27 protein-coding genes are annotated in these 26,865 nt (G+C 72.4%); 15 read left to right on the forward strand and 12 right to left on the reverse strand.

Annotated features, from left to right (window positions below):
• Window positions 1-44: 44 nt before the first annotated feature.
• The gene (locus AC0I8G_RS10520; protein WP_471729860.1) at window positions 45-1,073 is read left to right on the forward strand and encodes an ABC transporter substrate-binding protein; all 1,029 of its coding nucleotides are present in this window, start codon (window positions 45-47) and stop codon (window positions 1,071-1,073) included.
• Between the two features lie 406 nt (window positions 1,074-1,479).
• Here the strand turns inward: AC0I8G_RS10520 and AC0I8G_RS10525 are convergent, their stop codons facing one another.
• Together AC0I8G_RS10525 and AC0I8G_RS10530 are read right to left on the reverse strand one after the other, a co-directional pair.
• Window positions 1,480-2,052 carry a TetR/AcrR family transcriptional regulator gene (locus tag AC0I8G_RS10525; protein ID WP_380260706.1) on the reverse strand — a complete coding sequence of 191 codons (573 nt, stop codon included), beginning with the start codon at window positions 2,050-2,052 and terminating at the stop codon, window positions 1,480-1,482.
• The gene (locus AC0I8G_RS10530; RefSeq protein WP_471729861.1) at window positions 2,045-2,893 is read right to left on the reverse strand and encodes an alpha/beta fold hydrolase; all 849 of its coding nucleotides are present in this window, start codon (window positions 2,891-2,893) and stop codon (window positions 2,045-2,047) included. The genes AC0I8G_RS10525 and AC0I8G_RS10530 overlap by 8 nt, the downstream gene beginning before the upstream one ends.
• Window positions 2,894-2,972: 79 nt before the next feature.
• On the opposite strand from AC0I8G_RS10530, the gene AC0I8G_RS10535 reads away from it, so the two are divergent.
• Complete coding sequence (locus tag AC0I8G_RS10535) at window positions 2,973-3,932, forward strand: glycoside hydrolase family 43 protein (RefSeq protein ID WP_471729862.1); 960 nt, start codon at window positions 2,973-2,975, stop codon at window positions 3,930-3,932.
• Here AC0I8G_RS10535 and AC0I8G_RS10540 read toward each other — a convergent pair.
• Window positions 3,920-4,837 (reverse strand): NmrA family NAD(P)-binding protein, encoded by a 918-nt coding sequence (locus tag AC0I8G_RS10540; RefSeq protein WP_471729863.1) that lies wholly within the window; start codon window positions 4,835-4,837, stop codon window positions 3,920-3,922. The genes AC0I8G_RS10535 and AC0I8G_RS10540 overlap by 13 nt on opposite strands.
• Window positions 4,838-4,847: 10 nt before the next feature.
• Window positions 4,848-5,411, reverse strand: coding sequence for a MarR family winged helix-turn-helix transcriptional regulator (locus AC0I8G_RS10545; RefSeq protein ID WP_380260710.1), 564 nt, complete (start codon window positions 5,409-5,411; stop codon window positions 4,848-4,850).
• A gap of 99 nt (window positions 5,412-5,510) precedes the next feature.
• Between AC0I8G_RS10545 and AC0I8G_RS10550 the strand changes: the two genes are divergently transcribed.
• Complete coding sequence (locus AC0I8G_RS10550; protein WP_471729864.1) at window positions 5,511-6,707, forward strand: epoxide hydrolase family protein; 1,197 nt, start codon at window positions 5,511-5,513, stop codon at window positions 6,705-6,707.
• On the opposite strand, the gene AC0I8G_RS10555 is transcribed toward AC0I8G_RS10550, so the two are convergent.
• A complete protein-coding gene (locus AC0I8G_RS10555) occupies window positions 6,698-7,654 on the reverse strand; it encodes an arginine deiminase-related protein (RefSeq protein ID WP_471729865.1) in 957 nt (318 codons plus the stop codon). The two genes, AC0I8G_RS10550 and AC0I8G_RS10555, sit on opposite strands and share 10 nt — an antisense overlap.
• A 105-nt stretch (window positions 7,655-7,759) precedes the next feature.
• On the reverse strand, window positions 7,760-8,662 hold the full coding sequence (locus AC0I8G_RS10560) for a dihydrodipicolinate synthase family protein (protein ID WP_471729866.1): 903 nt from the start codon (window positions 8,660-8,662) through the stop codon (window positions 7,760-7,762).
• Between the two features lie 258 nt (window positions 8,663-8,920).
• On the opposite strand from AC0I8G_RS10560, the gene AC0I8G_RS10565 reads away from it, so the two are divergent.
• The 4 genes from AC0I8G_RS10565 to AC0I8G_RS10580 all read left to right on the forward strand — a co-directional run bounded on the left by AC0I8G_RS10565 (window position 8,921) and on the right by AC0I8G_RS10580 (window position 12,756).
• Entirely contained in the window at window positions 8,921-9,658 is a 738-nt protein-coding gene (locus AC0I8G_RS10565; protein ID WP_471729867.1) for a GAF and ANTAR domain-containing protein, read from the forward strand.
• A 61-nt stretch (window positions 9,659-9,719) separates the two neighbouring features.
• On the forward strand, window positions 9,720-10,700 hold the full coding sequence (locus AC0I8G_RS10570) for an acyl-CoA dehydrogenase (protein WP_471729868.1): 981 nt from the start codon (window positions 9,720-9,722) through the stop codon (window positions 10,698-10,700).
• Complete coding sequence (locus tag AC0I8G_RS10575; protein WP_471729869.1) at window positions 10,688-12,085, forward strand: PIG-L family deacetylase; 1,398 nt, start codon at window positions 10,688-10,690, stop codon at window positions 12,083-12,085. The genes AC0I8G_RS10570 and AC0I8G_RS10575 overlap by 13 nt, the downstream gene beginning before the upstream one ends.
• Entirely contained in the window at window positions 12,082-12,756 is a 675-nt protein-coding gene (locus tag AC0I8G_RS10580; protein ID WP_471729870.1) for a glycosyltransferase family 2 protein, read from the forward strand. Before AC0I8G_RS10575 ends, AC0I8G_RS10580 begins: the two co-directional genes overlap by 4 nt.
• A 142-nt stretch (window positions 12,757-12,898) precedes the next feature.
• Here the strand turns inward: AC0I8G_RS10580 and AC0I8G_RS10585 are convergent, their stop codons facing one another.
• Together AC0I8G_RS10585 and AC0I8G_RS10590 are read right to left on the reverse strand one after the other, a co-directional pair.
• Window positions 12,899-14,107 (reverse strand): zinc-dependent alcohol dehydrogenase, encoded by a 1,209-nt coding sequence (locus tag AC0I8G_RS10585; protein WP_471729871.1) that lies wholly within the window; start codon window positions 14,105-14,107, stop codon window positions 12,899-12,901.
• Window positions 14,108-14,142: 35 nt separating this feature from the next.
• On the reverse strand, window positions 14,143-15,027 hold the full coding sequence (locus tag AC0I8G_RS10590) for a Rieske (2Fe-2S) protein (RefSeq protein ID WP_471729872.1): 885 nt from the start codon (window positions 15,025-15,027) through the stop codon (window positions 14,143-14,145).
• Between the two features lie 172 nt (window positions 15,028-15,199).
• Between AC0I8G_RS10590 and AC0I8G_RS10595 the strand changes: the two genes are divergently transcribed.
• Entirely contained in the window at window positions 15,200-16,240 is a 1,041-nt protein-coding gene (locus tag AC0I8G_RS10595) for an NAD-dependent epimerase/dehydratase family protein (protein ID WP_471729873.1), read from the forward strand.
• Here the strand turns inward: AC0I8G_RS10595 and AC0I8G_RS10600 are convergent.
• Window positions 16,126-16,914 (reverse strand): sigma-70 family RNA polymerase sigma factor, encoded by a 789-nt coding sequence (locus AC0I8G_RS10600; RefSeq protein ID WP_471729874.1) that lies wholly within the window; start codon window positions 16,912-16,914, stop codon window positions 16,126-16,128. The genes AC0I8G_RS10595 and AC0I8G_RS10600 overlap by 115 nt on opposite strands.
• Window positions 16,915-17,137: 223 nt before the next feature.
• Here AC0I8G_RS10600 and AC0I8G_RS10605 point away from each other — a divergent pair, with 223 nt between their 5' ends.
• From AC0I8G_RS10605 to AC0I8G_RS10615, 3 genes are all read left to right on the forward strand, one after another.
• A complete protein-coding gene (locus AC0I8G_RS10605; RefSeq protein WP_471729875.1) occupies window positions 17,138-19,270 on the forward strand; it encodes a catalase in 2,133 nt (710 codons plus the stop codon).
• A gap of 23 nt (window positions 19,271-19,293) precedes the next feature.
• Window positions 19,294-19,437, forward strand: a complete 144-nt coding sequence (locus AC0I8G_RS10610) for a hypothetical protein (protein ID WP_471729876.1) — start codon at window positions 19,294-19,296, stop codon at window positions 19,435-19,437.
• Between the two features lie 182 nt (window positions 19,438-19,619).
• On the forward strand, window positions 19,620-20,345 hold the full coding sequence (locus AC0I8G_RS10615; RefSeq protein WP_471729877.1) for an ANTAR domain-containing protein: 726 nt from the start codon (window positions 19,620-19,622) through the stop codon (window positions 20,343-20,345).
• Window positions 20,346-20,435: 90 nt separating this feature from the next.
• Here AC0I8G_RS10615 and AC0I8G_RS10620 read toward each other — a convergent pair whose 3' ends face one another.
• Together AC0I8G_RS10620 and AC0I8G_RS10625 are read right to left on the reverse strand one after the other, a co-directional pair.
• Window positions 20,436-20,894, reverse strand: a complete 459-nt coding sequence (locus AC0I8G_RS10620) for an SRPBCC family protein (RefSeq protein ID WP_328292919.1) — start codon at window positions 20,892-20,894, stop codon at window positions 20,436-20,438.
• Window positions 20,895-21,038: 144 nt separating this feature from the next.
• On the reverse strand, window positions 21,039-21,365 hold the full coding sequence (locus AC0I8G_RS10625) for a DUF3140 domain-containing protein (RefSeq protein ID WP_471729878.1): 327 nt from the start codon (window positions 21,363-21,365) through the stop codon (window positions 21,039-21,041).
• Between the two features lie 95 nt (window positions 21,366-21,460).
• On the opposite strand from AC0I8G_RS10625, the gene AC0I8G_RS10630 reads away from it, so the two are divergent.
• Complete coding sequence (locus tag AC0I8G_RS10630; protein WP_471729879.1) at window positions 21,461-22,354, forward strand: SDR family oxidoreductase; 894 nt, start codon at window positions 21,461-21,463, stop codon at window positions 22,352-22,354.
• A gap of 27 nt (window positions 22,355-22,381) precedes the next feature.
• Here AC0I8G_RS10630 and AC0I8G_RS10635 read toward each other — a convergent pair whose 3' ends face one another.
• Entirely contained in the window at window positions 22,382-23,023 is a 642-nt protein-coding gene (locus tag AC0I8G_RS10635; RefSeq protein ID WP_471729880.1) for a trimeric intracellular cation channel family protein, read from the reverse strand.
• A 58-nt stretch (window positions 23,024-23,081) separates the two neighbouring features.
• Between AC0I8G_RS10635 and AC0I8G_RS10640 the strand changes: the two genes are divergently transcribed.
• From AC0I8G_RS10640 to AC0I8G_RS10650, 3 genes are read left to right on the forward strand one after another with little or no spacing between them, the layout of a single operon-like run.
• Complete coding sequence (locus AC0I8G_RS10640; protein ID WP_471729881.1) at window positions 23,082-23,915, forward strand: GAF and ANTAR domain-containing protein; 834 nt, start codon at window positions 23,082-23,084, stop codon at window positions 23,913-23,915.
• Window positions 23,916-23,941: 26 nt separating this feature from the next.
• On the forward strand, window positions 23,942-24,985 hold the full coding sequence (locus tag AC0I8G_RS10645) for a chemotaxis protein CheB (protein WP_471729882.1): 1,044 nt from the start codon (window positions 23,942-23,944) through the stop codon (window positions 24,983-24,985).
• Window positions 24,982-26,850 (forward strand): CheR family methyltransferase, encoded by a 1,869-nt coding sequence (locus AC0I8G_RS10650; protein ID WP_471729883.1) that lies wholly within the window; start codon window positions 24,982-24,984, stop codon window positions 26,848-26,850. Before AC0I8G_RS10645 ends, AC0I8G_RS10650 begins: the two co-directional genes overlap by 4 nt.
• The last annotated feature ends 15 nt before the right edge of the window (window positions 26,851-26,865 follow it).

The following is a 26,865-nucleotide window of genomic DNA, read 5'->3' on the forward strand; positions in this document are numbered from 1 at the left end:
CCGCGGTGCGAGAACCGGAGATGAGGGTAGGCTAGCCTTGACGGGTGCACCGTCGATCCCTCCTCGCCGCGCTGGCTGCTTCCGGCGCCCTCACCACCCTCGCTGCCTGCGGAGGCGGTGACGACTCCACGACCCCGGGGTCGGTGTCGTCGCAGACCACCTCCGCCGCCGGTGACGGCGTCTTCCCCGTCACCATCCAGCACAAGCTGGGTTCCACGACGATCGAAGCGGCCCCCACCAAGGTCGTCACCGTCGGTTACAACGAGGAGGACTTCGTCCTCGCCCTCGGCGTCACCCCCGTCGGAGCCCGCACCCCGCTGGGCAGCTACGACGCCTCGAAGCGCCCGTGGGCCGTGGACCTGCTCCCGGCCGGCGGGATCACCTCGGTCGGGCAGGCCGAGCTGAACTTCGAGACGGTCGCCTCGCTCGAACCCGACCTCATCATCGGGGCCTACGCCTACCTCGAGCAGGCCGACTACGACAAGCTGTCCCAGATCGCGCCGACCATCGGCGACCTCGTCCCCGCGGGGCAGGCCGCGAACTCGACGGCGGCCGCGAGCTGGCAGGAGGAGCTCGCCGCCATCGGGAAGGCGCTGGGCAAGGCCGACGAGGCGAGTTCACTGACCGACGAGGTCGAGGGCCACTTCCAGACCGCCGCCGACGCGCACCCCGAGTTCACGGGCAAGACCGTCAGCGTCGTGCTCTTCAACGAGGGCTACTACCCCCTCGACTCCTCCGACCCCCGCGGGAACTTCTTCCTGCAGTTCGGTTTCGACGAGAACACCGCCGTGGACCCGAAGGGCCTCAGCGAGGAACAGGTCGCGTTGCTGGACACCGACGTGCTCGTGGTCCTCGGGCGCAGCGCGGCGGAGTTCGCGAGCAACCCGGCCGCCGCCGCCCTGGCCGTCGTGACGCAGGGCCGCACCGTCTACGTGCCGACCTTCGACAGCGACTTCGCCGGCGCCCTGGGCAGCTCCAGTCCGCTCTCGCTGCCGTACGCGATCGAGCAGGCCGTCCCGGCGCTCGCCGCCGCGGCCGACGGCGACCCCGGCACCGTTCCCGGCACGCTCTGAGCGCCGGCGGGGTCAGAGCGAACCCTGCACCCCGCCGAGCACCACCATCGAGAGGACGAACGCCCAGCCGCCCCGCAGCCGTCGGGAACTCGTGCGTTCCGTGGGGCGGCCCGCTGAGCAGCAGGAACGCAGTCACGCCGAAGGGCGGGGCGGCGTTGACCAGGACCCCCAGCCCACCGAACCCCTGCACCAGGGTGAGGACGCCGACCCAGGCGGGAACCCCGAGACCCAGGACGGTCCACGTGGGGCCGAAGTGCTCGGGCGCGGTCTCGACGGGAACGTTCCGGCCCCAGGACGCCACGAGGACCCTGACGTCCTGCCCGGTGCCCGTCCCGTCGAGGGCGTCGGGCGGGAGGCCGCCGGTGACCTGCACGTCGCTCGCCTGGCCCGAGGTCACGACGCGGAGCTACCGTTCCGCGTTCGCCCGCAGACCCCGATCGAGGAACTCGACGAGCCAGTCGAAGCTCTCGTCGACGTCGGTGGCCATCTGGAAGCCGTCGGAGGCCTCCAGGGTGGCGAACCCGTGCAGCACGCTGCGCAGCATCCGCAGGGCGTGGACCTCGTCGGCGGGGTCGAGGCGGTAGCCGTGCAGCACGGCCGCCAGCGACGCGAGGGTCCGCTGCGCGGCCGCGACGAACGGGTCGTCCGGTCCGGTCGCGCGGACGCCGACGGTCGCGGCGTAGCGGCCGGGGTGGGCCTTCACGTAGCGCCGCAGCGCCTGCGCCGCACCGGCCAGCGCCTCGCCCCCGGCACGGCCCTGGGTGGCGTCGCGCAGTGCGTCGCCGACCTCGGTGGCGGCCAGGACCGCGATGCGGTGGGTGAGGTCGGCGAGGCCGTCGACGTGCTTGTAGAGCGAGGGGGTCTTCACGCCGAGCCGTTCGGCGACGACGCCCATGCTGAGCCGGGCGATGCCGATCTCGTCCGCGAGCGCGGCGCCGGCCTCGGTGACGGTGGCGGGGTCCAGTCCGGCTCTAGGCACGGGTGGCGTCCTGGGGGAGGGTCCGGGCGAGGAAGGGCAGGACGAGGGCGAGCAGTGCGTCGGGGGTCTGGGTGTGCGGGTAGTGCCCGGCACCGTCGATGACGGCGAGTTCGCCGAGACCGGCGGGCAGGTCGGCGACGATGCGTTCCCCTTCGGCGCGGGGGTCGGCCCAGTCGGGATCGAGACCGCCCTCGACGACGAGGACGGGGCAGCGGACGTTGGCCAGCTGGGCGCCGGCGTCGACGGGGGAGGTCTTCGTCATGCCGCGCAGGGCGGCCATCCGCTCGGGCCGGGCCAGGGTGTCCTGGATGCGGGCGCGTTCGGCGTCCCAGTCCGCGGGCCGGGTGGGGAAGGCCAGGTCCAGGTAGGCCAGCCAGCCCTTGAGGCTGCCGGTGGTCATGACCTTCCCGAGCTGGAGCGTCCCGCTGCGGTGGTTCTTGTTGCGCAGCAGGCCGACGAGGTCGACGGACTGCTTGCGGGTGAAGGGGGCGAGCTCGACGACGGCGGAGATCACGTCGGGTGCGGTGGCGGCGGCGATGGTCGCGGCGCCACCGCTGATCGACTGGCCGACGACGACGGCGGGGCCGCCGAGGTGGCGGACGAGGGCGACGAGGTCGCCGGCGATGTCGGTGCGGCTGTAGCTCGTCCAGGTCGCGCTGGAGTCTCCGCAGCCGCGGAGGTCGACGTTGGCGACGCGGTAGCCGGCGGCGACCAGGGCGGGGGCGACGAAGCGGTAGGAGTGCCGGCTGTCGCCCATCCCGTGGGCGAGGACGACGAGCGGTCCCGCGCCGGTCAGGTCGTAGGCGATGGTGCCCTCGTCGGTGGTGAGGTGCTGGAGCATGTCGTCCTCCGGGCTAGTGGCTAATTACGTTAGCTAAAAGCTAAGGCCATTAGCCGCAGCTGTCAACTAGCCTGGCGACGTGACCTCAGCGGACGAGTTCGGCTACCTCTTCGTCCACCACGTCGAGGACCCCGATGGGCACGGCGAGCAGGTGTTCTTCTCCCTCAGCGACGGCGACGACCCGAGGTTCTGGCGCCGGCTCAACGGGGGAGCGCCCGTCCTGCGGCCGACGCTGGGCACCGGCGGCATCCGCGACCCCTTCCTCGTGCGGGGGGACGGGGAGTTCTTCGTCCTCGCCACCGATCTGCGGATCTACGGCGGTGACGACCGCGGCTGGGACGCCTGGACGCGCCACGGTGCGCGCAGCATCGTGGTGTGGCGCTCCGTCGACCTGCTCACCTGGTCGGACCCGTGGCTGCTCGAGGTCGCCCCGCCCGAGGCCGGGATGGCCTGGGCCCCGGAGGCGAGCTTCGACCCCGGCAGCGGGGAGTTCACGCTCGTCTGGTCCTCGGCCCTCTACGACCCCACCGACGTCGAGCACGCGGGCGACAGCTACAGCCGCGTCCTCACCGCCCGGACGCGGGACTTCCGCAGCGTCGAGGGGGTGGAGGTCCTCATCGACCGCGGGGTCGCGGTCATCGACACCACCGTCCACCGACTCCCCGGCGCCGTGCTCCGGGTGTCCAAGGACGACTCCCGGCTGCCGGGTTCGCGCAAGCTCTTCGCCGAGGTCGACACCGGTGACGGTTTCCGCGTCGTGGCCGAGCGGATCGCCGACGACCTCTACGCCGACGTCGAGGCCCCCGTGCTGGTGCACGACGCGCGGCGCGACCGGTGGTTCCTCTTCGTCGACCAGTTCTCGGTGCGCCCGCAGGGCTACCTGGTCCTCACCAGCGACGACCCGCTCCGGGGCGGGTGGTACCCGTTGCCGCCCGGGGAGTTCCACGTCCCCGCGAACACCAAGCACGGCGGGATCCTCCCGTTGCGGGCGGGGGAGTTCGAGCAGGTCGAGGCCCGGTTCGGCGCTCAGCGGTCCTGAACCGCTGCACCCGCGACGTGGTCGCCCAGGACGTCGCGGACGCTGGTCCACGCGTGCGGGCCGTAGCGGTCGTTGTCGACGTGGCGCAGCTGCGCGTGACCGCTGAACATGCTGGCGAAGTACTGCATGCCCTGCCAGGCCGGGAAGGTCTCGTCGAGGTCGCGGGACAGTGATCTGGCGACCTTGCTCATGGCCGAGAGGGTTCCCGCCGTACCGGCCCACTGCAGCCGGAAGGGGGTTCCCGTCAGTTCCGTCATCGTCCGGGCGACGTCCCGGGCGCAGACCCGCGAACCCGCGACCTCGAGGACGCGCGGGGTGTCCGGGTCCAGGACGGCGAGCGCGGTGAAGCGGGCGACGTCGTCCTTCGTCGTGAAGTCGAGCACCTGGTCGGGCGAGGACCAGAACAGGACCCGACGGCGGCCGAAGAGGATCATCGGCGCCTCACCCGTGAGCAGGTCGGTGAACATCCCGTTGAGGATCGACGTCGCACGGACCGGTGCGGCGTCGACGTCGGCGGCGAACTCCCGGCGGAGTTCGAAGTTGCGGTTGCTGCCCGGGGCGATGCTGCGGTAGTCGGCGGAGTAGTCCGAGGGGACGAACCGCGCGACGCCGGCCGCGACCGTGGCCGCGAGGAGGGCGCGTTGAGCGTCCACGATCACGGGACGGGTGCCGCTGACCGCGGAGACGACCACGTCGACCCCCGCGGCGGCCGTGGTCAGGGCGGCGTGGTCGGAGTAGTCGGCGGTGACCACCTCGACGCGGGGTTCGGCACCGAACAGCGTGGTGGCCGTCGTGCTGCCGGGGCGGGTCAGGACCCGCAGCCGGAGGTCGTGCCGCAGGAGTTCGCGGGCGATGCGGTGGCCGAGGTCGCCGGTGGCGCCGGCGACGAGGACGGTGGTGGTCACGGGGTTCGTCTCACTTCTTCTCGGGAGCAGTGGTCGGTCGACGTGATCGACCGGGGACGGCCAGGGGGACGTCGGGAACGGCCGGCGTGCCGGGCGCGACGTCGACGGCCGTGAGGGCGACCCGGGCCAGGAGGTGTCGCAGCCGGGTCCGTTCGGCCTCGCTCAGGTGCCGCATCAGGTCCGCCTCCGCCGCGCGCAGGGCGGTGCGGGCCGCGGCCAGCGCCGTCCGGCCCGCCGGTGTCGGGTGCACCTGGCGGACGCGCCGGTCGGCGGGGTCCGGGCGTCGTTCGACGAGCGCTGCCGCTTCGAGCGCGTCGACGACGTAGGTCATCTGCGTCTTGTCGATGCCGAGACGGTGGGCCAGCGCGAGCTGCGAGGAGGGTTCCTCGGTGGTGATCGCCACGAGCACCTGGTAGCCCCGGGGCCCGGCCGGCAGGTCGGCGACCGCGGTCGTCCCGGCGCGGGAGAAACCCTGCTGCACCGCGGCCAGCCCCCAGCCCAGTTCGGTCTCGATCCCGCCGGCGTCCCAGTCGATCTCGGGCAGGGGATCCACCGTCCGCGCAGAACTCGTCACCCCAGGACTGTACGCCGACCAGAACGTCGTGTGCAAAGATCGTCTTTCAGAAAGATGATCCGACCCACCTCGGGTCCACGAACGCACGGGAGACCCGCCATGACCACGACCGAGACCGAGACCCAGACCGACGCCGTCCTCCCCTTCACCCTCGACGTCGCCCAGGCCGACCTCGACGACCTCCAGCGTCGCCTCGTGAACACCCGGTGGCCCGAGCGGGAGACGGTCGGCGACACCTCCCAGGGGCCCCGGCTGGAGAAGGTCCAGGCGCTCGTCCGGCACTGGAGCACCGACTACGACTGGCGCCGGACCGAGGCGCTGCTCAACGGCTGGGGGCAGTTCACGACCAACGTCGACGGCCTCGACGTCCACTTCCTGCACGTCCGCTCCGCCGTTCCCGGGGCACGCCCGTTGCTCCTCACCCACGGCTGGCCGGGCTCCGTCCTGGAGTTCCGGCACGCCATCGGCCCCCTGACCGACCCCGAGGCGCACGGGGGGCGGTCCGAGGACGCCTTCCACCTCGTGATCCCCAGCCTGCCCGGGTTCGGCTTCTCCGGGAAACCCACCACGACCGGCTGGACCCTCGCGCGGACCGCGAAGGCCTGGGCCGTCCTGATGGAGCGTCTCGGGTACCCGAGGTGGTTCGCCCAGGGAGGCGACCTCGGCGCCTCCGTCACCGCCGAACTCGCCGCCCTCGAGGCCACCGCCACCATCGGCCTCGCCGGCGTCCACCTCACCATGGCCCTGTTCACGCCCACCGACGAGGAGGTCCGTGCGGCGACCCCCGAGGAACGGACGATGCTGGCGGAGTCCGGCTACTACTGGCAGGTGCTGTCGGCGTACTCGCAGGAGATGTCGACCCGACCCCAGACCATCGGGTACTCCCTGACCGACTCCCCGGTCGGACTGGCGTCGTGGATCTACGCGATGTTCCAGGACGTCGGAGGTTCCCACGACGAGCACGGGAACGCCGAGGCGATCTTCACCCTCGACGAGATGATCGACGACATCATGCTCTACTGGCTCCCCAACGCCGCCGCCTCCGCCGCCCGCACGTACTGGGAGGCCGCCAGGACCGGCTGGGCCACCCCCGGCACCCTGGAGGACCCCCTGACCGTCCCGGTCGGGCTCAGCGTCATGCCGGGCGAGTACGTCCGGCGGTCCCGGCGGTGGGCCGAACGTCGCTACCCCGACCTCGTCCACTTCGGTGAGGTCGCCCGCGGTGGCCACTTCGCGCTGCTGGAACAGCCGGAACTCCTCGTCGAGGAGATCCGGACGACGTTCCGTCACCTCTGACGGTCCGACCCGTTCCTCGGCGTGAGGTGGATCCCGCCCAACGTGCAGCGGACGGAACCCCCGGCGAGTTCCAGGGTGGGGACGGGGACCGGCAGCAACCGCACGTGGTTCTCCACGACCGCGCGGACGCCGTCCGGGAGAGCCTGCACGGCGCGTTCGGAGAGGGCGAGCAGGCGTTGCGAACCCTGGAGTTCCAGGCAGTTCCCGGCGAAGTTCCGGATCGCCTCCCGGGGCAGGTCGACGACTTCGCGGCCGGAACCCTCGAGGGCGGCGACCAGCCGGCGGCGCTGGCCCGCGTCGGTGAGGAGACCGGTACCGACGAGCGCGACGTCGGTCCCCACCGACATCAGCACGTTCGTGTGGTAGACGGGAACCCCGTCGTCCTCGGCGTCGACGACCACGGGCTCGAACTCCAGTTCCCGGCAGAAGCGCTGCAGGAGAGCCGGGTCGGTGCGGCGGGAACGGCACACGAACGCGGTGCGCGAACGGTGGTCCAGGACCATCGCGCCCGTCCCCTCCAGGGCCGTCCCGGGGGTGACCCCCGCACCCAGGTCGAGGGTCCGGGTGACGACGTAGTCGCGGGCGAGGAGTTCCAGGACGTCGGATCGACGTTCTCCCCGTCGGTTCTCCGCGTGCATCGGGTAGACCACGACCGTGCCGTCGGGGTGGGTGGAGAACCAGTTGTTGCAGAAGACGCTGTCCGGGGTGGTGTGCCCGGTGTCCTCGACGAGGTGCACCCGGACCCCGTGCGCCTCCAGGGTGGCCGCCAGGGCGGTGACCTCGGCGTGGGCCGGGCCCGCGGTGTCCCCTCCCCGCGCGGGCCGCTGGAAGCTGTTGTCCGCGACCGTCTGCGGGTTCGGACGGAAGTGGTGCGGCCGCACCAGCACCACCGCGGCCGGGGCCTGGGGGATCCCGGTGGACGTGGGCGTGTCGAGGGTGGCGGTCACCCCACGACGGTAGGCAGCGGCGGTGCGCGCAGACCAGCGGCGAGCTGCACCGTTCGTGGCCCCACGGTGCGCGGAGCGCGCAGTTGCGACCGACGATGTGCGGGGTCAGGCCAGCGGACCGCTCGCCGAGACCAGGGCGAGCGCCTCCTGCACCTGACGGCGCGCCGCCTCGGGCAGCGGCAGCAGGGGCCGGGGCGGGGTGGCGGCGGGGACGTACCCGAGCACCTCGACCACCGCCGAGACGATCCGCAGTCCGCCGTACCCGGCGAAGAGGTCCCACAGCGGCAGCAACTGGTCGGAGAGTTCCCGTGCGCGGTGACCGTCGCCGGCGGCGAAGGCGTCCACGACCGCGCGGCAGCGACCGGGGAGGGCCCCCGCCAGCACCGAGTACCAGAGGTCGCAGCCGGCCCCCAGACCGGTCACGGCGTGCACGTCGCCGGAGACGCCCACGGTGACCCCGGCCGGGAGGACGGCCCGCAGCCGGGTGACCCGCTCGGCGGCCTGGGTGGGATCGCCCGGGACGCCGGGGATCTTCACCGACACCACGTGCGGCAACGCGGCGACCCGGCCCAGCAGTTCGTCGGTGAAGCGCACCCGCGTCGTCGTCGGGTTGTCGTAGACGCACAACGGGACCGACAGTTCCCGGGTCACGTCCTCGTACAACGCGAGGACCTCGTCGTCGGTCAGCGGCTGGTAGCTCAGCGGCGCCAGCAGGACGCCCGCCACGCCCGCGGCCTGCGCGTCCTCGACGTGCTGGAGGACCTCGCGCGTCGACAGCGCCCCGACACCCACGAGCACCGGGACCGTGCCCGCTGCCTCGACGCTGAGTTCCGCGACCCGCCGTCGGTCGGCCCGGCTCAGGTAGGGGTAACCGCCGGTGGAACCGAGGGCGCCGATGGAGTCGGCACCACCCCGAGCTGCCCTGCTCACCAGGGTGTGGACGCCCCGCGCGTCGACGCGGCCGTCGTCCAGCGGCGTGACGGGGAACGCGCTCAGCGGCCCGAACACGTCAGGAGACCCGTCCGTCGGAGGTGACCGTGTGCTGGATCCGCGTCATCCGCTGCGCCTGCCCCGTCGTGCGTGGTGGTCGTGACGGCCCTCGTCGCGGGACCCCCGTGAGCCTAGCCTCGTGATCACCGCCCGGACCCGGTGTCGCACAGGACGCGTGGTCGTGAAGAATGGACGGGCACGCGCAGCCCGGGGCGTGCCGACGAGGTGTGGCGGGACGACCAGCCGGCAGAACGCCCGGCTTCGTGGAGGGTTGGCGTGGACGTACGCGCCGATGCGGTCGCCGCGGCGGTCAACGACATCGCCCAGGTGCTCGCCGACCACGGCGAGGCCCTGGACCTGGCCCACCGCCTCGTGCACCACTGCGCCCGGCTGCTGTCGGCCAGCTCGGTCGGTCTGATGGTCGAGGACACCGCCGGCCGCCTCCAGCTGCTGGCTGCCACCTCCGACGACGCCCACGACGTGGAACTCGTCCAGCTGCAGACGGGGCAGGGCCCCTGCCTGGACGCCTACCGCACGGGGCGGGTCGTCTCCGTCCCCACCTCGGCCGAGTTGGGCGCACGCTGGCCCGAGTTCGCCCGCAGCGCCCGCGCGGCCGGGGTGACGGCCATCCACAGCGTTCCCGTGGAGAGCGGGGGACGGACGATGGGGGCCCTGAACCTGTTCCGCGACCACGAGGGTCCCTACTCGCCGGTGGAGTTCGACGTCGCCCACGCGATGGCGTCGTTCGGGGCGATCGGCATCCTCCAGCTCGAACACGTCGCCGAAGGCGCGCGGGTGCGGGCCCAGCTGCAGGAGGCCCTCGACAGCCGGATCGTGCTGGAACAGGCCAAGGGTGCGCTCGCGGAGCGCTACCGCTGCCACCCCGACGAGGCGTTCCAGCGGCTGCGGGCCCGGGCCCGGGCCGAGCGACGGCGACTGCGCGACGTCGCCCAGGAGATCGTCGACGACCTGGACCCGGTGGACGGTGCCCTCCGACGCGCCGGGCAGGCCTGACGGGGTTACGTTCCTGCAGGTCGCAGAGCCTCCGCGGCCGGAGATCCGGAGGTTGCCGCACGTGCCCATCCAGCAGGCCCTCGCCGTGGCGAGCAGTTCCTCGGCGACCGTGCCGCTCCCCGGATCCGGCGACACGTTGCGCCGCTGGCGGTTCCTCGCCGCGTCGGCCGCGGAGGACCTGACGACGGCCCGGATCCTCGAGGCCCACCTCGACGCGGTCGCCATCCTGGCCGAAGCTGGGGAAGCCCTCCCCCCGGGAAGCACCTGGGGAGTCTTCGCCGCCGAGTCGGGCACCGTCCGCCTCGACGCCCGCACGGCGTCGGGACGCTGGGTCCTCGAGGGCACCAAACCCTGGTGCTCGCTCGCCGGCGACCTCTCCCACGCCCTCGTCACCGCTCACACGCCGTCCGGTCGCCGGCTGTTCGCCGTCGACCTCGCGGCGGGCCGGGAGAGCGGGGCCGTCGAGGTCGAGGCCGGCGCCTGGCACAGCCGGGGGCTCGTCGAGGTCCCCAGCGGACCCGTGCACCTGCACCGCGCCCCCGCCGAGCCCGTCGGTGAGGCCGGCTGGTACCTGCGGCGACCGGGTTTCGCCCACGGCGGCATCGGGGTCGCGGCCTGCTGGTTCGGTGGTGCCGTGGGCGTCGCCCGCGCCCTGCGGTACGGAACCCGGGACGACCAGCTCGCCCGGTACCACCGCGGGACCGTCGACCTGCGGCTGCGGAGCGCCCGGCTGGCGCTGGAGGCGGCCGCCGTGGCCGTCGACGCCGGAGCGGCCACCGGACGGGCCGGTGAGGTGCTGGCCGCGCAGACCCGCGCGATCGTCGCGGAAGCGGCCGAGGACGTCCTGCAGATCGTGGGTCACGCCCTCGGCCCCGCGCCGCTGACCTTCGACGCCGCGCACGCGGCCCGGGTCGCCGACCTCACCGTGTACCTGCGCCAGGACCACGCCGAACGCGACGTCGCCGCCCTCGGCGAGATGCTCGAGGAACCCGACGAGACAGCCGACCAGGAGACCGAGGAGGGCACGGCATGGCCGTCGTGAACGAGGAACCCGTCGAGTTCACCCACGACGGCGACGGGACACCCGAAGCGGACTGGCTGGCCTGGCCCGGCCTGCGCGACGTCCCCCGGTTGTCCTGGGACGGTGTCGCGCACGTGCTCGTCGTCGCCGCCCACCCCGACGACGAGACCCTCGGCGCCGGCGGGCTCCTCGCCACCGCCGCCGCCCGCGGCCTGCCGCTGGACGTCCTGGTCCTCACCGACGGCGAGGCGTCGCACCCCGCGTCGTCCACCACGACCCCCGACCGCCTCGCCGAGGTCCGTGCCGTGGAGGTCGCCCGCGCCGTCGCCCTGACCGCGCCGGACGCCCGGGTGCACCGGGCGCAGATCCCCGACGGGACCCTGACGGCAGCCTCCGCTCGCGTGCGCGAGGCGGTGCAGCACCTGCTCCGGCCCGGAACCTTGCTGGTCAGCCCGTGGTCCGGGGACGCCCACCCCGACCACGACACGGCCGGCCTGGTCTGCGCGGAACTGGCCGTCACCGCCGGCGTCCGCTGCCTGCAGTACCCGGTGTGGGCGTGGCACTGGGCGCATCCCGGTGACCACCGGATCCCCTGGACGGCAGGGGTCCGTCTCGACCTCGACCCCGTCGCCCGCGGGAAGAAGAACGCCGCCCTCGCCGAGCACGTCTCGCAGACGCGACCGCTGTCGGAGCTCCCGGGGGACGAGGTCCTGCTGCCGCCCGCCGTCCAGCAGCACTTCGACCGGGACGTCGAGGTCTTCCTGGTCCACGACGGGCAGGAACTCACCGGGAGCCTCGGCGTGGAGTTCTTCGACGGCTTCTACACCGAGAACGGCGACGACCCCTGGGGTTTCGAGGACCGCTGGTACGAGCAGCGCAAACGTGCCCTCACCGCTGCGGTGCTGCCCCGGCCGAGGTTCGCGTCCGCCCTCGAGATCGGCTGCAGCGCAGGGGTCTTCACCGTCGACCTCGCCGCCCGGTGCGACCGGCTCCTCGCCCTCGACATCGCTGCGTCCGCCGTCCGGCAGGCCCGGGACCGCGTCACCGCCGCGGGTTTCGGTGACACCGTCGAGACCAGGGTGGCCCGGGTCCCGCAGGAGTTCCCCGCCGGGGAGTTCGACCTCGTCGTCCTGTCCGAGGTCGCCTACTACTGCGGACCGGCCGACCTCGCCGACCTCCTCGCCCGCGCCACGGCCGCGTTGAGCGCGGACGGGGTGCTCGTCGCCTGCCACTGGCGACACCTCGTCCAGGGTTACCCGCTGACCGGCGACGAGGTCCACCGCGTGCTGCGCGCCACCCCGGAACTCACCGTCCTCGCCCACCACGAGGAGGAGGACTTCCTGCTCGACGTCCTCGTCCGACCCCCCGCGACCTCCGTCGCCCGGGCCGGTGGACTGACCCCGTGACCGCCCTCGAGCGGATGGTCGTCGTCGTGCCGGCCCGCGACGAGGAGACGACGATCGCCGCCGCCGTCACCTCGGTCCTCGTCGCGGCCGGCCGTCTCGGGATCCCCGTCGACCTCGTCGTCGTGGCGGACCTCTGCCGCGACGCGACGGCCGAGAACGCGGCCGCCGCAGGCGCTCACGTGATCCGCTCCCGGGCCGGCAACGTCGGTGCGGCCCGGGCCGCGGGAGTCGACGAGGCGCTCGCGGGCCGCTCGACCCGAGAACTCCGTTCGACCTGGATCGCCTGCACCGACGCGGACTCCGTCGTGCCCGGGCAGTGGTTGCCGCACCACCGGCGTGCGGCCGACGCGGGGATCGACCTGCTGCTCGGAACCGTCCGACTCGCAGGGCCCGCCACGCTCCACACCGAGTGGCGGAGACGGTACGCCGCAGGCACCTGCGCCGCGGGCCACCGCCACGTGCACGGCGCGAACCTCGGCGTGCGCGCCTCGACGTACCGGGCCGCCGGTGGGTTCCCGTCCCGGCCGGCGCACGAGGACCGGGAGTTCGTCGACCGGGTCCGCGCGGTGCCGGGCGCGAGCGTCCTGAGTTCCACCGCGTACCCCGTCCTCACCAGTGACCGGCTCCTGGGACGGACCCCCGCCGGGGTCGCCCACGACCTCAGCGCCTGACGCCGCTCACGAGGTGGGGACCAGGGCCCCGCCACTCCTCGGCGACCGCGAGGGACGACACCGCGCCCGCCACGATCCCGGCGAGGGTCGCGGCGAGCGCGGTCCGCAGCGCGAGACCGAGGCGCGGGTGGTGCAGCAGGCGTCAGGGTTCGAGGACGACCTTGATGCACCCGTCGCGCTTGGTCTGGAACATCTCGTACGCGTCCGGGGCGTCCTCGAGCGGGACCCGGTGGGTCGTGAGGTCGTCGATGCCGAGCGGGTCGGTCGGGTCCTCGACGATGGGCAGCAGGTCCTCGATCCAGTCCTTCACGTTGCACTGGCCCATGCGGAACTGCAGCTGCTTGTCGAACATCGTCATCATCGGCATGGGGTCCGCCTCACCGCCGTAGACGCCCGACAACGACACGGTGCCCCCACGACGGACGGCGTCGACGGCCGTCCGCACGGCCCACAACCGGTCGATCCCCCCGGTCTCCATGACCTTCTGGGCGAGCTTGTCCGGCAGCAGTCCGACGGCGGTCTGAGCCGCCTTGGCCACGGCGCCCTCCGTGCCCCCGTGGGCCTCCATGCCGACGGCGTCGAGGACGGCGTCCGGGCCGCGCCCGTCGGTGCGTTCGCGCAGCTTCGTGGCGACGTCGGAACCGCTGCCGTCGGTGAGGTCGATGGCCGTCACCCCGTTGCGGTGCGCCATCTGGCGTCGTTCCTCGACCGGGTCCACGCCGATGACGTCGTATCCGAGGTACCGGCCGATGCGGGCCGCGAACTGGCCGACCGGCCCCAGACCCAGCACCGCGAGGGTGCCACCCTCGGGGACGTCGGCGTAGTGCACGCCCTGCCAGGCGGTGGGGAGGATGTCGGAGAGGAACAGGTACCGCTCGTCCGCGAGCCCGTTGTCGCCCTCCCGGCCGACCTTGATCGGGCCGAAGTCGGCGTGCGGAACGCGCAGGTACTGCGCCTGGCCGCCGGGGACGGAGCCGTAGAGGGAGCTGAACCCGAAGAGGGCCGCCCCGGAGCCCTTCTCCCGCACCTGGGTGGTCTCGCACTGCGACATCAACCCGCGGTCGCACATGAAGCAGTGCCCGCAGGAGATGTTGAACGGGATCACGACCCGGTCGCCCGGGCTCAGGTTCGTGACGGCGGACCCCACCGCTTCGACGATGCCCATCGGTTCGTGCCCCAGGACGTCACCCTTGGTCATGTAGGGGGCCAGGACCTCGTAGAGGTGCAGGTCGGAGCCGCAGATCGCCGTCGAGGTGATCCGCACGACCGCGTCCGTCGGGTCGACGACCTGCGGGTCCGGGACGTCCTCGACGCTGACCGAACGCTTTCCCTGCCACGTCAGTGCTCGCACGCTGTTCTCCTGTCGTCTCGGTGGTGTTCTCGAACTCAGAGGGGCGGTCCGACGACGCGCGCCAGGACGCGCCCCGCCTCCACGCGGGTCTCGACGACCGGCTGCGGAGTGCTGGCCGGGCCGTCGAGCACCTCACCGTCCGCGAAGCGGAACTCGCTCGCGTGCCAGGGGCAGGTGATGGTCGTCGCGGAACCCGTCCCCTTGACCTCGCCGTCGTGCAGCGGGGCGCCGAGGTGGGTGCAGGTGTCGGTGAGGGCCATGACGGAACCGCCCCGGCGCAGGACGCACAACGGCGCGTCGCCGATCCAGCGCTGCTCCGGGCGACCCTCCGCCAGGTCGTCGAGCGTCCCGATGTCGGAGAACTCCTGCCCGTCGCCGGCCAGGTGGACCAGGTGCTCGGCGTGGTTCATCCCCGCCGCCCAGCGGTAGGCCAGGTGGCCGCCCAGGGCTCCGGCCGCCCCGGCGGCCAGGGTTCCGGCGGTCCGTAGCAGCCGGGCCCGCCGCCCGGCGAACAACGACGCCGTCCACAGCGTGGCCGCGACCGCGTTGCCCGCCGCGTGCACGATCGCGGTGCGCTGCTGGTCGGGGTGCAGGTCGACGTAGTCGGCCCACCCGGCGATGGCGGTCGGGGCGACGGTGGCGACGCTCGCGGCGGCGAGCAGTCGCGCGGGGGCGCCCAGAGCCTGCCCTCCCGGGAGCAGCACCGCGGCGGCGTCGAGGACGAACGCCGAGACGGAGGTGCCCACGGGGACCATCGCCATCGCCGGGTGGACGGCGTGGCCCGCCGGGCGGCCGTGCAGCAGACCCCGCAGCGAACCACCGGGCAGCAGACGGTCGGCGGTGTCCTTGGCCCGGGCCGCCACCGGGTCGAGGACCGTCCACCGCGAGGGAGCGTCGAAGAGGGAACTCAAGAGGGGCATGCGACGGTCCTACGCCCTCCACCGCGGTTGCGCGAGGTGGAACGAACGACGTTTCGGGAGTCCGCGAGGGGGTAGCGAAAGCTCATGAGCACCTCCTCCGCCCTTCGTCGTCGACGTTCCGGGCGCGACGACGTCCGGTTGCCGGACGAGAACACGATGGGAGCGTGGTGACATGCGCATCGCCATCACCGGAGCCACCGGCAACGTCGGAACCGCCCTGCTGCGTCGCCTCGCCGCGGAGAACGTCGAGGTCGTCGGGATCTGCCGGCGGCTGCCTGAACCCGTCGGGGTCTACGCCGGGGTCCGGTGGGAGAGCCTCGACATCGCCGGACCCGCTGCGCCGGAACGGTTGACCGAGATCTTCGCAGGCGTCGACGCGGTGATCCACACCGCGTGGCTCATCCAGCCGGCCCGGGACCCGCAGGAGATGACCAGAGTCAACGTCACGGGGAGCCGGCAGGTCGTGCACGCCGCGCTGCGGGCGGGGGTCCCGCACCTCGTCCACCTCTCCTCCATCGGCGCCTACGCGACCCACCCCAGCGACGACGGTCCCGTCCAGGAGTCCTGGCCCGCCACCGGGATCCCGTCCTCGCAGTACTCCCGCGAGAAGGCCTTCGTGGAGACCCAGCTGGACGACGTGGAGCGCGAGCACCCGGAACTCGTCGTGACGCGCATCCGTCCGGCCCTCGTGTTCCAGCGGGACGCGGGCAGCGAGATCGCCCGCTACTTCGCCGGTGGGTTCGCGCCGACCCGGGCCATCCGGCGCATCCCGCTGCCGACCCTGCCGCTCCCGACGGGTCTGCGCTTCCAGGTGGTCCACGCCGACGACCTCGCCGACGCCATCACCCGTGTGGTGCAGCGGGTTCCCGGGGGTGCGTTCAACGTCGCCGACGACCCGGTGCTCACGGCGGACGACCTGGCCGAGGCGTTCAAGGCACCCCGCCACGTCGCGGTGAACCGCAAGCTCGCGCGAGCGGCGGTCGACCTCAGCTACCGCGCCCACGTGCACCCGGTCCAGCCGGGGTGGCTGGACCTCGGCCTGGGAGTACCGGTGATGGACACCACCCGTGCGCGCGAGGTGCTGGACTGGAAGCCCGTTCACGCCGCCCGGGCTGTGCTGACCGAACTCCTCGACGGCATGCGCGACCACGCAGGGGCGGCCACGGGGCCGCTCCGGCCCCGCTCGGCGGTGAGCTCGCGGACGGGGACCTGACCGTCGAGGAGGGCGCGCATCCGCCGGAACAGCGCGTTCAGGAGCCGCGAGACCTGCATCTGGCTGACCCCGAGCTCGGCCGCGATCTCCGACTGGGTGGCGTCCTGGTAGAAGCGCAGGTGCAGGATGCGGCGGTCCCGGTCGTCGAGGTCCTCCGCGACGCGGCGCAGGGAGAGGAGGTCGTCGACGGTCCCGACGTCGTCGGAACCGTCGGCGAGGAGTTCCGCCAGCGGTGCGTCGTCGGAGTCCCAGGAAGCGTCGAGGGACACGGCGGAGTAAGCGTTCGAAGCCTCCCGTGCCGCCCTGACGTCGGCCACGCTGGCTCCCAGGCGGGCGGCGAGGACCTCGTCCGGGCCGGCCTCCTCGGCCTGCAGGCGCAACCGCAGTTCCTGCAGGCTGCGCGGGGGGCGGACGAACCACCCGTGGTCGCGGAAGTGGCGGCGGATCTCACCGATGATCGTGGGGGTGGCGTAGGAGGCGAACCGGTAGCCGGTGGTGGGGTCGTAGCGCTGGGCCGCCTTGACCAGCGCGAGGCTCGCGACCTGCACCAGGTCGTCGTAGGGCTCGCCGCGGTTGCGGTAGTGCGCGGCGAGCGACCTCGCCAGACCCAGGTGCGTCAGCACCAGGTGGTCGACGGCGGGTTCGTCGACCACCGTCGCGGTGGATCCTTCCATCAGCAGCCTCCGAAGCCGTTTCCACGGTCGTCAGGGCGGACTGCTACACCCGGGGGGCTCACTCCAGCACCCACCGCCGACGTCGGCAAGCGGGGGCCTCAGGCGGTCGTAGGACCGGAGCCTTGAACGAGCGACCCGCGCGACCCGGGCCTACGGTCGATCCGCACGACCAGCAGTCGAAAGCGTCGCGCAGGCGGCGGAGCGGTCACCAGGAAGGCCCCACATGACCACCGAGTCCGATCAGCCCATCCGTCGACGCGCGGACCAGTCGGCGCCCCGGTCGGTGAGTCCGACCGGAGTGACCTACCAGGGCCCTCGCGCAGGCCGAGATCCTCGGGCGCAGGGAGGGGAGCGGCTCACCAGCCCCCAGGGCGTTCGGATCTCGGACACCGACCACTCCCTCAAGGCCGGACCGCGGGGACCCGTCCTGCTGGAGGACTTCCACCTCCGCGAGAAGATCATGCACTTCGACCACGAACGCATCCCCGAGCGCGTGGTCCACGCGCGGGGTGCCGGGGCGCACGGGGTGTTCACGGCCTACGGCAACGCCGCGTCGGTCACCCGGGCGCAGGTGCTGGCCCAGGAGGGTCTGCAGACGCCAGTCTTCGTGCGCTTCTCCACCGTCCTCGGGTCGCGGGGATCGGCCGACACGTCGCGCGACACCCGTGGGTTCGCCGTGAAGTTCTACAGCGGCGAAGGGGTCTGGGACCTCGTCGGCAACAACATGCCGGTCTTCTTCATCCAGGACGCGATCAAGTTCCCGGACATCATCCACGCCGGGAAGCCCAGCCCGGACACCGAGATCCCCCAGGCGCAGTCCGCGCACGACTCGTTCTGGGACTTCGTCTCCCTGCACACCGAGGCGACCCACCACACGATCTGGAACATGAGCGACCGGGGGATCCCGCGCTCCTACCGGACCATGGAGGGTTTCGGGGTCCACACCTTCCGGTTGGTGAACGCCGACGGCGGGACCAGCCTGGTGAAGTTCCACTGGAAGCCCGTCCTCGGGGTCCACTCCCTGACCTGGGAGGAGGCGCAGATCGCGATGGGCGTCGACCCGGACTTCCACCGGCGCGACCTCTCCGAGGCCATCGCCGCGGGCGCCTTCCCGGAGTGGGAACTCGGGCTGCAGGTCATGCCCGACACCGACGAGGAGACGTTCGAGGGGATCGACCTGCTCGACCCGACGAAGCTCGTCCCCGAGGAACTCTGCCCGGTGCAGAAGGTCGGCCGGTTGACGCTGAACGCCAACCCCACCAACTACTTCGCCGAGACCGAGCAGGTCGCCTTCCACACCGGTCACGTCGTCCCGGGCATCGAGTTCACCAACGACCCCCTGCTGCAGGGCCGGAACTTCTCCTACCTCGACACCCAGCTCACCCGCCTCGGTGGGCCGAACTTCGCGCAGATCCCCATCAACCGCCCGCACGCGCCGGTCAACGACAACGTGCGCGACGGGTTCCACCAGCACGCCGTCCACGAGGGCGTCGCCCCGTACACGCCGAACACCCTCGACGGTGGTGCGCCGTTCCCCTCCAGCGCGGAGGAGGGCGGTTACGTCAACGTCCCGCGACGGGTCGAGGGGGAGGTCGTCCGTGGCGCACCCGCGTCCTTCGACGACCACTTCACCCAGCCGGCGATGTTCTACGCCAGCCTGTCGCCGGTGGAGCAGACGCACGTCAAGGAGGCCTACACCTTCGAACTCGGCAAGGTCCGTGAGCAGAGCATCAAGGAGCGGACGCTCGCCGTCCTCGCCAAGATCGACACCGACCTCGCCGCGACCGTCGCCACCGGCCTCGGGCTGCCCGCCCCGGCGCAGGACGCGGTGGACCACCTCCCGCCCTCGCCGGCCCTCACCCAGATCACGGGGGAGACGTACCCGGTCGACGGCCGGATCGTGGGGATCGTCGCCGGTCCCGACGCCGACCTCGCCGGCGTCGCCGCCCTCCGCGCGGCCCTGCTCGCCGAAGGCGTGCAGCTCAAGGTGATCGCCCCCGTCGGGGGTGTGCTCGGCGGTGGGAGCGACGCGGAGCAGGTCGTGGAGCGCACCTACGTGACGGCGCGGTCCGTCGAGTTCGATGCCGTCGTCGTCGCGGACGGCGCACCGACCGGAGCCGACGTCAAGGCCGTCGTGCTCCTGCAGGAGGCCTTCCGCCAGTTGAAGGCGTTCGGCACGTGGGGCAGCGGTGATGCGGTCCTCGCCGGCGCCGGCATCGGCACCGGGGGCCCCGGGGTCCTGGTGGCCGCCGACGCCGCGCAGCTCGCCCCGTCGCTGCTCGCGGCTCTCGGCGCGCACCGCGTCTGGGACCGAGCCGACCTCGTGACCGCCTCCGCCGTCCCGCCCGCCCAGTGAGCCCCACCGAAGAGAGGATCGACGTGTCCACACAACCCGAGGAAGCATCCGGCACCGACGAGGCCGCGGAGTCGCCCACACTGGACGGCTACGGCAACGACACGGGCTTCGCGCAGGAGGCCAAGGAGGCCGACGAGCGCACCGACGAGGATCCCGAACAGACCTGACCTCCGTGACCGGGGTCGTGCGTCGTCGTGTAGGTTCTTCCGCGGGTTGAACCTCCAGCCACACGCACGACTGCTCGGCCCTGGTCACGTCCACGGGTGACGGTGGCCGTCGAGCAGGCACTCCTGCCGCTCCGACCGCTCTCCGCCTCCCGACGTCCGGCGTCGGGCCGGGAGGAAAGACCATGCCGCTGCCGATCGACGTGGCGTTCCTCGAGCTGGGTCGGACCTTGCTCGACCAGCCGTTGCCGTCCGTCATGAAGCGGGTCGCGACGCTGGTCGTCGAGACGGTCCCCAGCGCCGACGACGTCTCGGTGACCTTGATGCGGGGCTCGTCCGCACACACCATCGCGTTCCACGGTGACCTCGCCGTCGACCTCGACGAACGGCAGTACTCACTGGGGTTCGGACCCTGCCTGGCTGCGGCGCAGGCGGGCACCACCATCCGGATCGAGGACACCAGCACCGACGAGGCCTTCCCGGACTTCTCCTCGCTGGCCGCCCGACGAGGGGTTCGCAGCGTCGTGAGCGTGGGGCTACCCGTCCCGGACCGGTCGCTGGGCTCCATCAACGTCTACCGCTTCAGCATTTCCGCCGACGACGGCCCCGGTGACGATACGGAGCAGTCCCTGCGGCTGTTCGCGCAGTACGCCGCCGTGGCCCTGGGCAACGCCGCGGCGCTGGCCGAGTCGAACGACCGGGCGGACAACCTGGTGGTGGCCATGCAGTCCCGGGCCGTCATCGAACAGGCCAAGGGCGTGCTCATCGCCCGCCACGGCGTCACACCCGAGGCGGCGTTCGAGCTCCTCGCGCGGCGGTCGCAGCACGAGAACCGGAAACTCCGCTCGATCGCCGAGGAGGTCGTCGCGACGGCTGCCGGGCGCACGGACCGTCGAAGCTCGTCGTCCTGACGCACCGTCGCCTGCGCAGGTGCCCCACCCCACGACCCGGGGTACGCGAACGGCCCGGCACCTCGAGGGGGCCGGGCCGTTCGGGGTGCGTCAGGTCGCGGGGGTGACGTCTCCACGCCAGGCGCCCGTCTCGCCGCCACGGGACTCGATGAACGCCTTGAAGCGCTTGAGGTCCGCCTTGATCTGACGGTCGTCGGCGCCGATGGCGGCGCCGGCCTTCTCGATGAGACCCTCGGTCTCCCAGTCGAGCTGAACGGTGACGCGCGTCTCGTTGTCGCCGAGACGGTGGAAGGTCACGACACCGGCGTGCTCCTTGCCGTCGACGCTCTTCCACGCCACCCGCTCATCGGGGTGCTGCTCGGTGATCTCCGCGTCGAACTCGCGCTCGACCCCGGCGATCTTCGTCACCCAGTGGGTGTGCGTGGAGTCCGTCTGCGTGATGCGCTCCACGCCGCCCATGAACTCGGGGAAGGACTCGAACTGGGTCCACTGGTTGTACGCCGTGTGGACGGGGACCGACACGTCGACGGTCTCGATGACACTGCTCATCTTCGCTGCTCCTCCTGCGGCGTCACAGGACGCCGGCTGGATCGACATGTTCTCCGGGCGCACCCGTGAAGTCCGGGTGCCTGCGCCCACAGTGCCCACGACTGCGTCGGAACGCATCCTGAACCCGGCGTGTTCGCCGGACCTTCACTTCAACGGGTCGTTGCCCCAGTTCATGAGGGAGTAGCGCCACTTCGTGTCCGTGACGTCACCTCCCGGCCGCTGCTTCGAGTGCCGGGCCACGTAGCCCGCCACCTTGCGCATGTGCTCGTAGTCGGCGTCGGTGCGCTCGCTCTTCTTCCCCCGTAGGATCTCGACGATGCGCCGACCGGAGTGGTGCCCGACCGATTCGCCCTCGCCGACCCCCACGGACTTCGACTCGTCGGTGGCGAGCCAGTCCTCGAGTTCCTCGGGGGTCATGTTCACGGCGTCGTCGAAGCGCTGCGCGACGTCTTTCTCCTCCTCGTCGTCCATGCCGCCAGCGTGGGGTTCCGCCGCTGCCTCCGCACGCCGACCGGCGCGGGTGCTCCGACGCGCGTCGTCCTCCGGTCCTGCCTACCGTGGAACCCATGACCGACCAGTACACCTTCAGCGATCCCGTGACCCGCTACCACCAGGGAGGTTTCGAGCCGCAACCGCAGGACGGCCCGGGCCTGGCCGGTGAGCAGTCCCCGAAGCCGGACCACGGCGAGTCGACGTACCGTGGAACCGGACGGCTGTCGGGTCGCAAGGCGTTGGTGACCGGGGCCGACTCCGGCATCGGTCGTGCCGCGGCGATCGCCTTCGCCCGGGAAGGTGCCGATGTCGTCCTCAACTACCTGCCGGAGGAGCAGTCCGACGCCGAGGAGGTGGCGGCACTGGTGACGGAGGCGGGGCGCAAGGCCGTGCTCGCACCCGGAGACCTCGTCGATGAGGAGTTCGCTCGCAGTCTCGTCGCCACGACGGTGCGCGAGCTGGGGGGCATCGACCTCGTCGCGAACGTCGCCGGGAAGCAGCAGCACGTCGAGGAGATCGGTGACCTCACGTCGCAGCAGTTCGAGGAGACGATGCGCACGAACCTGAACTCGCTCTTCTGGGTCGTGCAGGAGGCCGTCCCGCACCTGCCCGCCGGATCGACGATCATCAACACGTCCTCGGTGCAGGGTTACCAGCCCTCCCCGAACCTGGTCGACTACGCGACGACCAAGTCGGGGATCATCGCCATGTCGCAGGCCCTGGCTCAGCAACTCGCCCCGAAGGGCATCCGCGTCAACGTGGTCGCACCGGGCCCGGTCTGGACGCCGTTGCAGATCGCAGGGGGTCAGCCCGACGACGCGATGCCGGAGTTCGGGCAGTCCACGCCGCTCGGCCGTGCTGGTCAGCCTGCCGAACTCGCCCCCGCCTACGTGTTCCTGGCCTCGGCCGAGTCCAGCTACGTCGTCGGTGCGGTGATCAACGTCAACGGCGGCATGCCCACGCCGTGACGAGCTCCGCGTGACCGAGGCGGCGGGTCACTCCTCCGAGGCGTCGCGCGCGGACCGGGGTGCGCTGGGGGCTCGCCACCCGCCCAGCACGCCACCGACGCGTAGACCGGCGCAGACGACACCTCCGGCGAAGGCGGCCACCCCCGACTCCAGACCGAGCAGGGGACCCACGACGGCCACCGAGGAACCCACCAGCGCCGGGACCGCGTAGAGCCCACCGGTGAGGATGGTCGGGACCTTGAGGACCAGGACGTCGCGCAGGGTGCCGCCACCCACGCCGGTCAGCCCTCCCAAGAGGATGGCCTGGCCCGCACCGAGTCCCGAGTGCACGGCGAGCTGTGCGCCGGTCACGGCGAACAGGGACAGGCCGATCGTGTCGAAGATCAGGATGGGGCGGGACATGCGGGCCAGGAGGTGGTGTCCCCAGAAGGCGACGAGAGCGCCGACCGTCGCGGTCGTCAAGTAGTACCAGGTGCGGAACGTGGCCGGCGGGAGCTCTCCGAGCAGCAGGTCCCGCAGGATCCCGCCCCCCAGCGCCGTGACGATGCCCAGGGTCACGACCCCGAACAGGTCGAGGTGGGCGGCCCGCATGGCGGACAACGCACCGTCGAGGGCGAAGGCGAAGACCCCGACCAGTTCGAGCAGCAGCAGGAATCCTTGAGCGGTCACCGGCTGATCCTCCCCTCTCGACGGTGCGGAACCCGCCCGCTGCCCCGACGATGGAGGTATGAGCACGGTGTCCTCCCGTGAGGTGCTGAGCCAGGCGGCTCAGGTGATGGCCAGCGCCCGACGGACCGACGAGCGGCTGCGGCGGGCCAACCGGCAGTTGGCCGGACGCCTGGTGGGTGGCCGCCCCTCGCACGGCGAGCGCAGACCGCGAGCGCCGGGGCTCCCGGAGACCTCGCCCGAGCTCGCGCTGTGCCTCGAGACCGCCCGCGTCGTGCCCTTCGACCGTGCCGCCGTCAGCCTGGCCTCGGCCGGCGTGCCGGTGGCTCCGCTGGCGGGCTCCGACCCGGGGCTCGTCCTGTTCGTCGACCAGCAGCACTCCGTCCGGGAAGGTCCGGAGGTCGAGGCGCTCGAGACCGGACGGCCGGTGCTCGTGCCCGACCTGGGGTCGCAGCGCGGCCGCTGGCCCTACCTCGCGGGTCTCGGCCGGTGGGCCTCCTTCCGCTCCCTCGCCGCGTTTCCCGTCTCCTCCCCCGGAACGGGCACGCTGGGGGTCCTGACCGTCGCCCGCGACCTGCCGCGGGCCTTCGACCGCCAGGACGAGTTCGTCCTCACCCGCCTGGCCGACCTCCTGCTGGCGTTGCTGCTGACCCGCACGGCCCCGCCCACCGCGAGCAGGCCGTCGGCGGCCGGGGAGACGGTCCCGTTCCTGCGTCCCGACACCGTGTCGACGGCTCTCGGGGTCCTCCGGCAACGGCACGGGGTTCAGGTCGACGAACTCGTGAGCCGGTTGCGGGCCGTCGCCTTCGTCACCGGCCGAACGGTTCACGAACTCGCCGAGGCCGTCGTGCAGGGCCGGTGGGACCCCCTCCTCGACGACGCCGGCGGGGTGTGACCCGTCGTCACGGCTAGGCTCGCGCGGTGAGCACCCGGGACGTCGTGCTCGTCGGTGCCAGTGCCGGCGGGGTTGAGTCGTTGCGCGAGTTCGTCGCCGGTCTACCGGCCGACTTCCCCGCGACGGTGCTCGTCGTGCTGCACGTGCCGGCGAGCGGGACCGGGGCGCTCGCGGCGATCCTGGACCGGTGCACGCCGTTGCCCGTCCGGGCCGCGGTGCCGGGAGAGGTCCTCCCGCGGTCCACGGTGCTCGTCGCCACCCCCGACCGGCACCTGATGCTCACCGACGACCACGTCACGCTCTCCGCGGGGCCGCACGAGAACGGTCACCGTCCCTCGATCGACACCCTCTTCCGTTCTGCCGCACGGGCCGTGGGACCGCGTGCGATCGGGGTCGTCCTCTCGGGAACGCTGGACGACGGATCCGCCGGCCTCGTCGCCCTCCGGGCCCGCGGCGGGGTCGGGGTCGTGCAGGAACCCTCGGACGCCATCTACGCAGCGATGCCGCTGAACGCGATCGCCGCCGCGGACCCCGAGCACGTCCTGCCGTTGGCGGAGATCCCGGCTCTGCTCGGGAAGCTGGTGCGCGAGACCGCGCCGGAGGCGCCGGCGGGGACCGGCACCGAACTGGACGCAGAGATCGCCGAAGCGGGTTTCGACCTCGGGGTCATGGCCGGTGACGACCACCCCGGAACGCCGTCCGGTTTCTCCTGCCCCGACTGCGCCGGGGTGCTCTGGCGCATCGAGGACCACGGCTTCCTGCGGTTCCGGTGCCGGGTGGGGCACGCCTGGTCGGCCGAGAGCCTGTTGCACGAGCAGTCGGCCGCCCTCGACCGGGCGTTGTGGATGGCGCTGCGCAGTCTCGAGGAGCGTTCCGCGCTGAACCGCGAACTCGGCCGGCGCGCCGAGGAGTCGGGTCGCCGCATCAGCGCGACGCGCTTCGACGAACGTGCCGCGGAGACCGCCGAGGCCGCGCACCTCATCCGCCACCTGCTGGTGGGGCGGGAACGGGACGACACCGCGACCCCGCCACCGGGCGATCCGGACGAGCGGAGCGGGGTGGCCGGATGAGCACGGGGGAGGGAGCGGCGGGGGTCCAGGAGGGCGCGGAGTTCGAGGACTTCCTGCAGCACCTGCGCTCCGCCCGCGGGCTGGACCTGACGGGGTACAAACGGGCGAGCCTGCTGCGCCGGGTGCGCCGCCGGATGAGCGACGTCGGGGTCGCCTCCTTCGCCGAGTACCGCGACGTCCTCGAGGTGGAGGCCGAGGAGTTCGGCGCCCTGTTCGACACCATCCTCATCAACGTCACGTCGTTCTTCCGCGACCCCGAGGCGTGGGCGGTGCTGCGCGACGTCCTCCTCCCCGAGGTCCTCAGCCGCCGACCCGAGGGGGCGTTGCGGGTCTGGAGCGCCGGGTGCGCGTCGGGTCAGGAGGCGTACACCGTCGCGATGGTCCTCGCGGAACTGCTCGGGCCGGACGAGTTCCGCAGCCGGGTGAAGATCTACGCCACCGACGCCGACGAGGCGGCGCTGGCGCAGGCCCGGACGGCGACCTACTCCGAACGCGAGGTCGAGGGGATTCCCGAGGAGCTCCTCGCCCGGTACTTCGAGCGCCGCGGCGGTCAGTTCACGTTCCGGCAGGACCTGCGGCGCTCGGTCATCTTCGGCCGGGCCGACCTCGTCCAGGACGCGCCGATCTCGCACCTGGACCTCCTGCTGTGCCGCAACACCCTGATGTACCTGACCGCGGAGACGCAGGCGCACATCGCGGGACGCCTGCACTACGCCCTGCGACCCCACGGGATCCTCTTCCTCGGCAAGGCGGAGATGCTCCTGGGCCACTCGGCCCTGTTCAAGCCCGCGGACCTCAAGAACCGGCTGTTCCGCCGCGTCGAGGGTCTGCGCGAGGCCGGGAGCCGGACGTCGCTGCGCGAGCGTGAGGACCTGCCCCCCGACCACGACAGGCTGCGGTGGGCGGCGCTCGCCGCGAGCCCGGTGGCCCAGCTGGTGCTGGACGCCGACGGTCGCGTCGTGACCTCCAACCAGCGTGCCGACCTCTCGTTCGGGTTGTCCGCCGCGGACGTGGGTCGCCCGTTCCAGGACCTGGAGGTCTCCTACCGCCCGCTGGAGCTGCGGTCGGCGGTGGAGGAGGCGCACGCGAACCGGCGGACGGTCTGGATCCGGGACGTGGAGTGGTCACGCGCCCGGCAGGACGTCCAGTGGGTCGACGTCCAGGTCGTCCCGCTGGTCGGCCCCCAGGGGGCGACGCTGGGCACCGCGGTGAGCTTCGTGGAGGTGACCCGGGCCCACCGGTTGCAGGTCGAGCTGGAGGCCACTCACCGCCAGCTGGAGACCGCCTACGAGGAACTGCAGTCGACCAACGAGGAGCTCGAGACGACGAACGAGGAGCTCCAGTCGACCGTCGAGGAGCTCGAGACGACGAACGAGGAACTGCACTCGACCAACGAGGAACTCGAGACGATGAACGAGGAGCTGCAGTCCATGAACGACGAGCTGCAGATCTTCAACACCCAGCTGCGTGACCGGACCGACGAGGTCGACGCCCTGAACTCCTACATGGAGAGCGTCTTCGCCAGTCTGCAGGTCGGGGTGGCCGTGGTGGGTGCGGACCTGGGCGTGCGGATCTGGAACTCCTGGGCGGCGGACCTCTGGGGGGTGCGCAGCGACGAGGTCGTGGGCGCGCACCTGCTGACCCTCGACATCGGCCTCCCGCTGGAACGCATCGGACCGGCCGTCCGTGCTGCCGTCGCCGACGGCGTGTCCTCGACGCTGCTCGTGCCCTCGGTCAACCGGCGGGGGCGTGCGGTGACGGTGCAGGTGACCGTCAGTTCGCTGCAGGGTGTGGCCGACGCGGGAGCCGTGGTGATCATGGAGCAGGTCGACCCGCGCGACGCGCCGGAGCGTCCGGAGTCCTGAGCCGCCTCCTCGTTT

This window comes from Kineococcus sp. AC630, assembly GCF_979255925.1.

Coding starts and splice junctions, on each gene's coding strand:
- AC0I8G_RS10590 (WP_471729872.1), bottom strand. CDS start 15,027: ATGCCCCTCTTGAGTTCCCTCTTCGACGCTCCCTCGCGGTGGACGGTC.
- AC0I8G_RS10600 (WP_471729874.1), bottom strand. CDS start 16,914: ATGGAAGGATCCACCGCGACGGTGGTCGACGAACCCGCCGTCGACCAC.
- AC0I8G_RS10625 (WP_471729878.1), bottom strand. CDS start 21,365: ATGGACGACGAGGAGGAGAAAGACGTCGCGCAGCGCTTCGACGACGCC.
- AC0I8G_RS10615 (WP_471729877.1), top strand. CDS start 19,620: ATGCCGCTGCCGATCGACGTGGCGTTCCTCGAGCTGGGTCGGACCTTG.
- AC0I8G_RS10575 (WP_471729869.1), top strand. CDS start 10,688: ATGGCCGTCGTGAACGAGGAACCCGTCGAGTTCACCCACGACGGCGAC.
- AC0I8G_RS10640 (WP_471729881.1), top strand. CDS start 23,082: ATGAGCACGGTGTCCTCCCGTGAGGTGCTGAGCCAGGCGGCTCAGGTG.
- AC0I8G_RS10550 (WP_471729864.1), top strand. CDS start 5,511: ATGACCACGACCGAGACCGAGACCCAGACCGACGCCGTCCTCCCCTTC.
- AC0I8G_RS10650 (WP_471729883.1), top strand. CDS start 24,982: ATGAGCACGGGGGAGGGAGCGGCGGGGGTCCAGGAGGGCGCGGAGTTC.
- AC0I8G_RS10595 (WP_471729873.1), top strand. CDS start 15,200: ATGCGCATCGCCATCACCGGAGCCACCGGCAACGTCGGAACCGCCCTG.
- AC0I8G_RS10620 (WP_328292919.1), bottom strand. CDS start 20,894: ATGAGCAGTGTCATCGAGACCGTCGACGTGTCGGTCCCCGTCCACACG.
- AC0I8G_RS10605 (WP_471729875.1), top strand. CDS start 17,138: ATGACCACCGAGTCCGATCAGCCCATCCGTCGACGCGCGGACCAGTCG.
- AC0I8G_RS10630 (WP_471729879.1), top strand. CDS start 21,461: ATGACCGACCAGTACACCTTCAGCGATCCCGTGACCCGCTACCACCAG.
- AC0I8G_RS10530 (WP_471729861.1), bottom strand. CDS start 2,893: ATGCTCCAGCACCTCACCACCGACGAGGGCACCATCGCCTACGACCTG.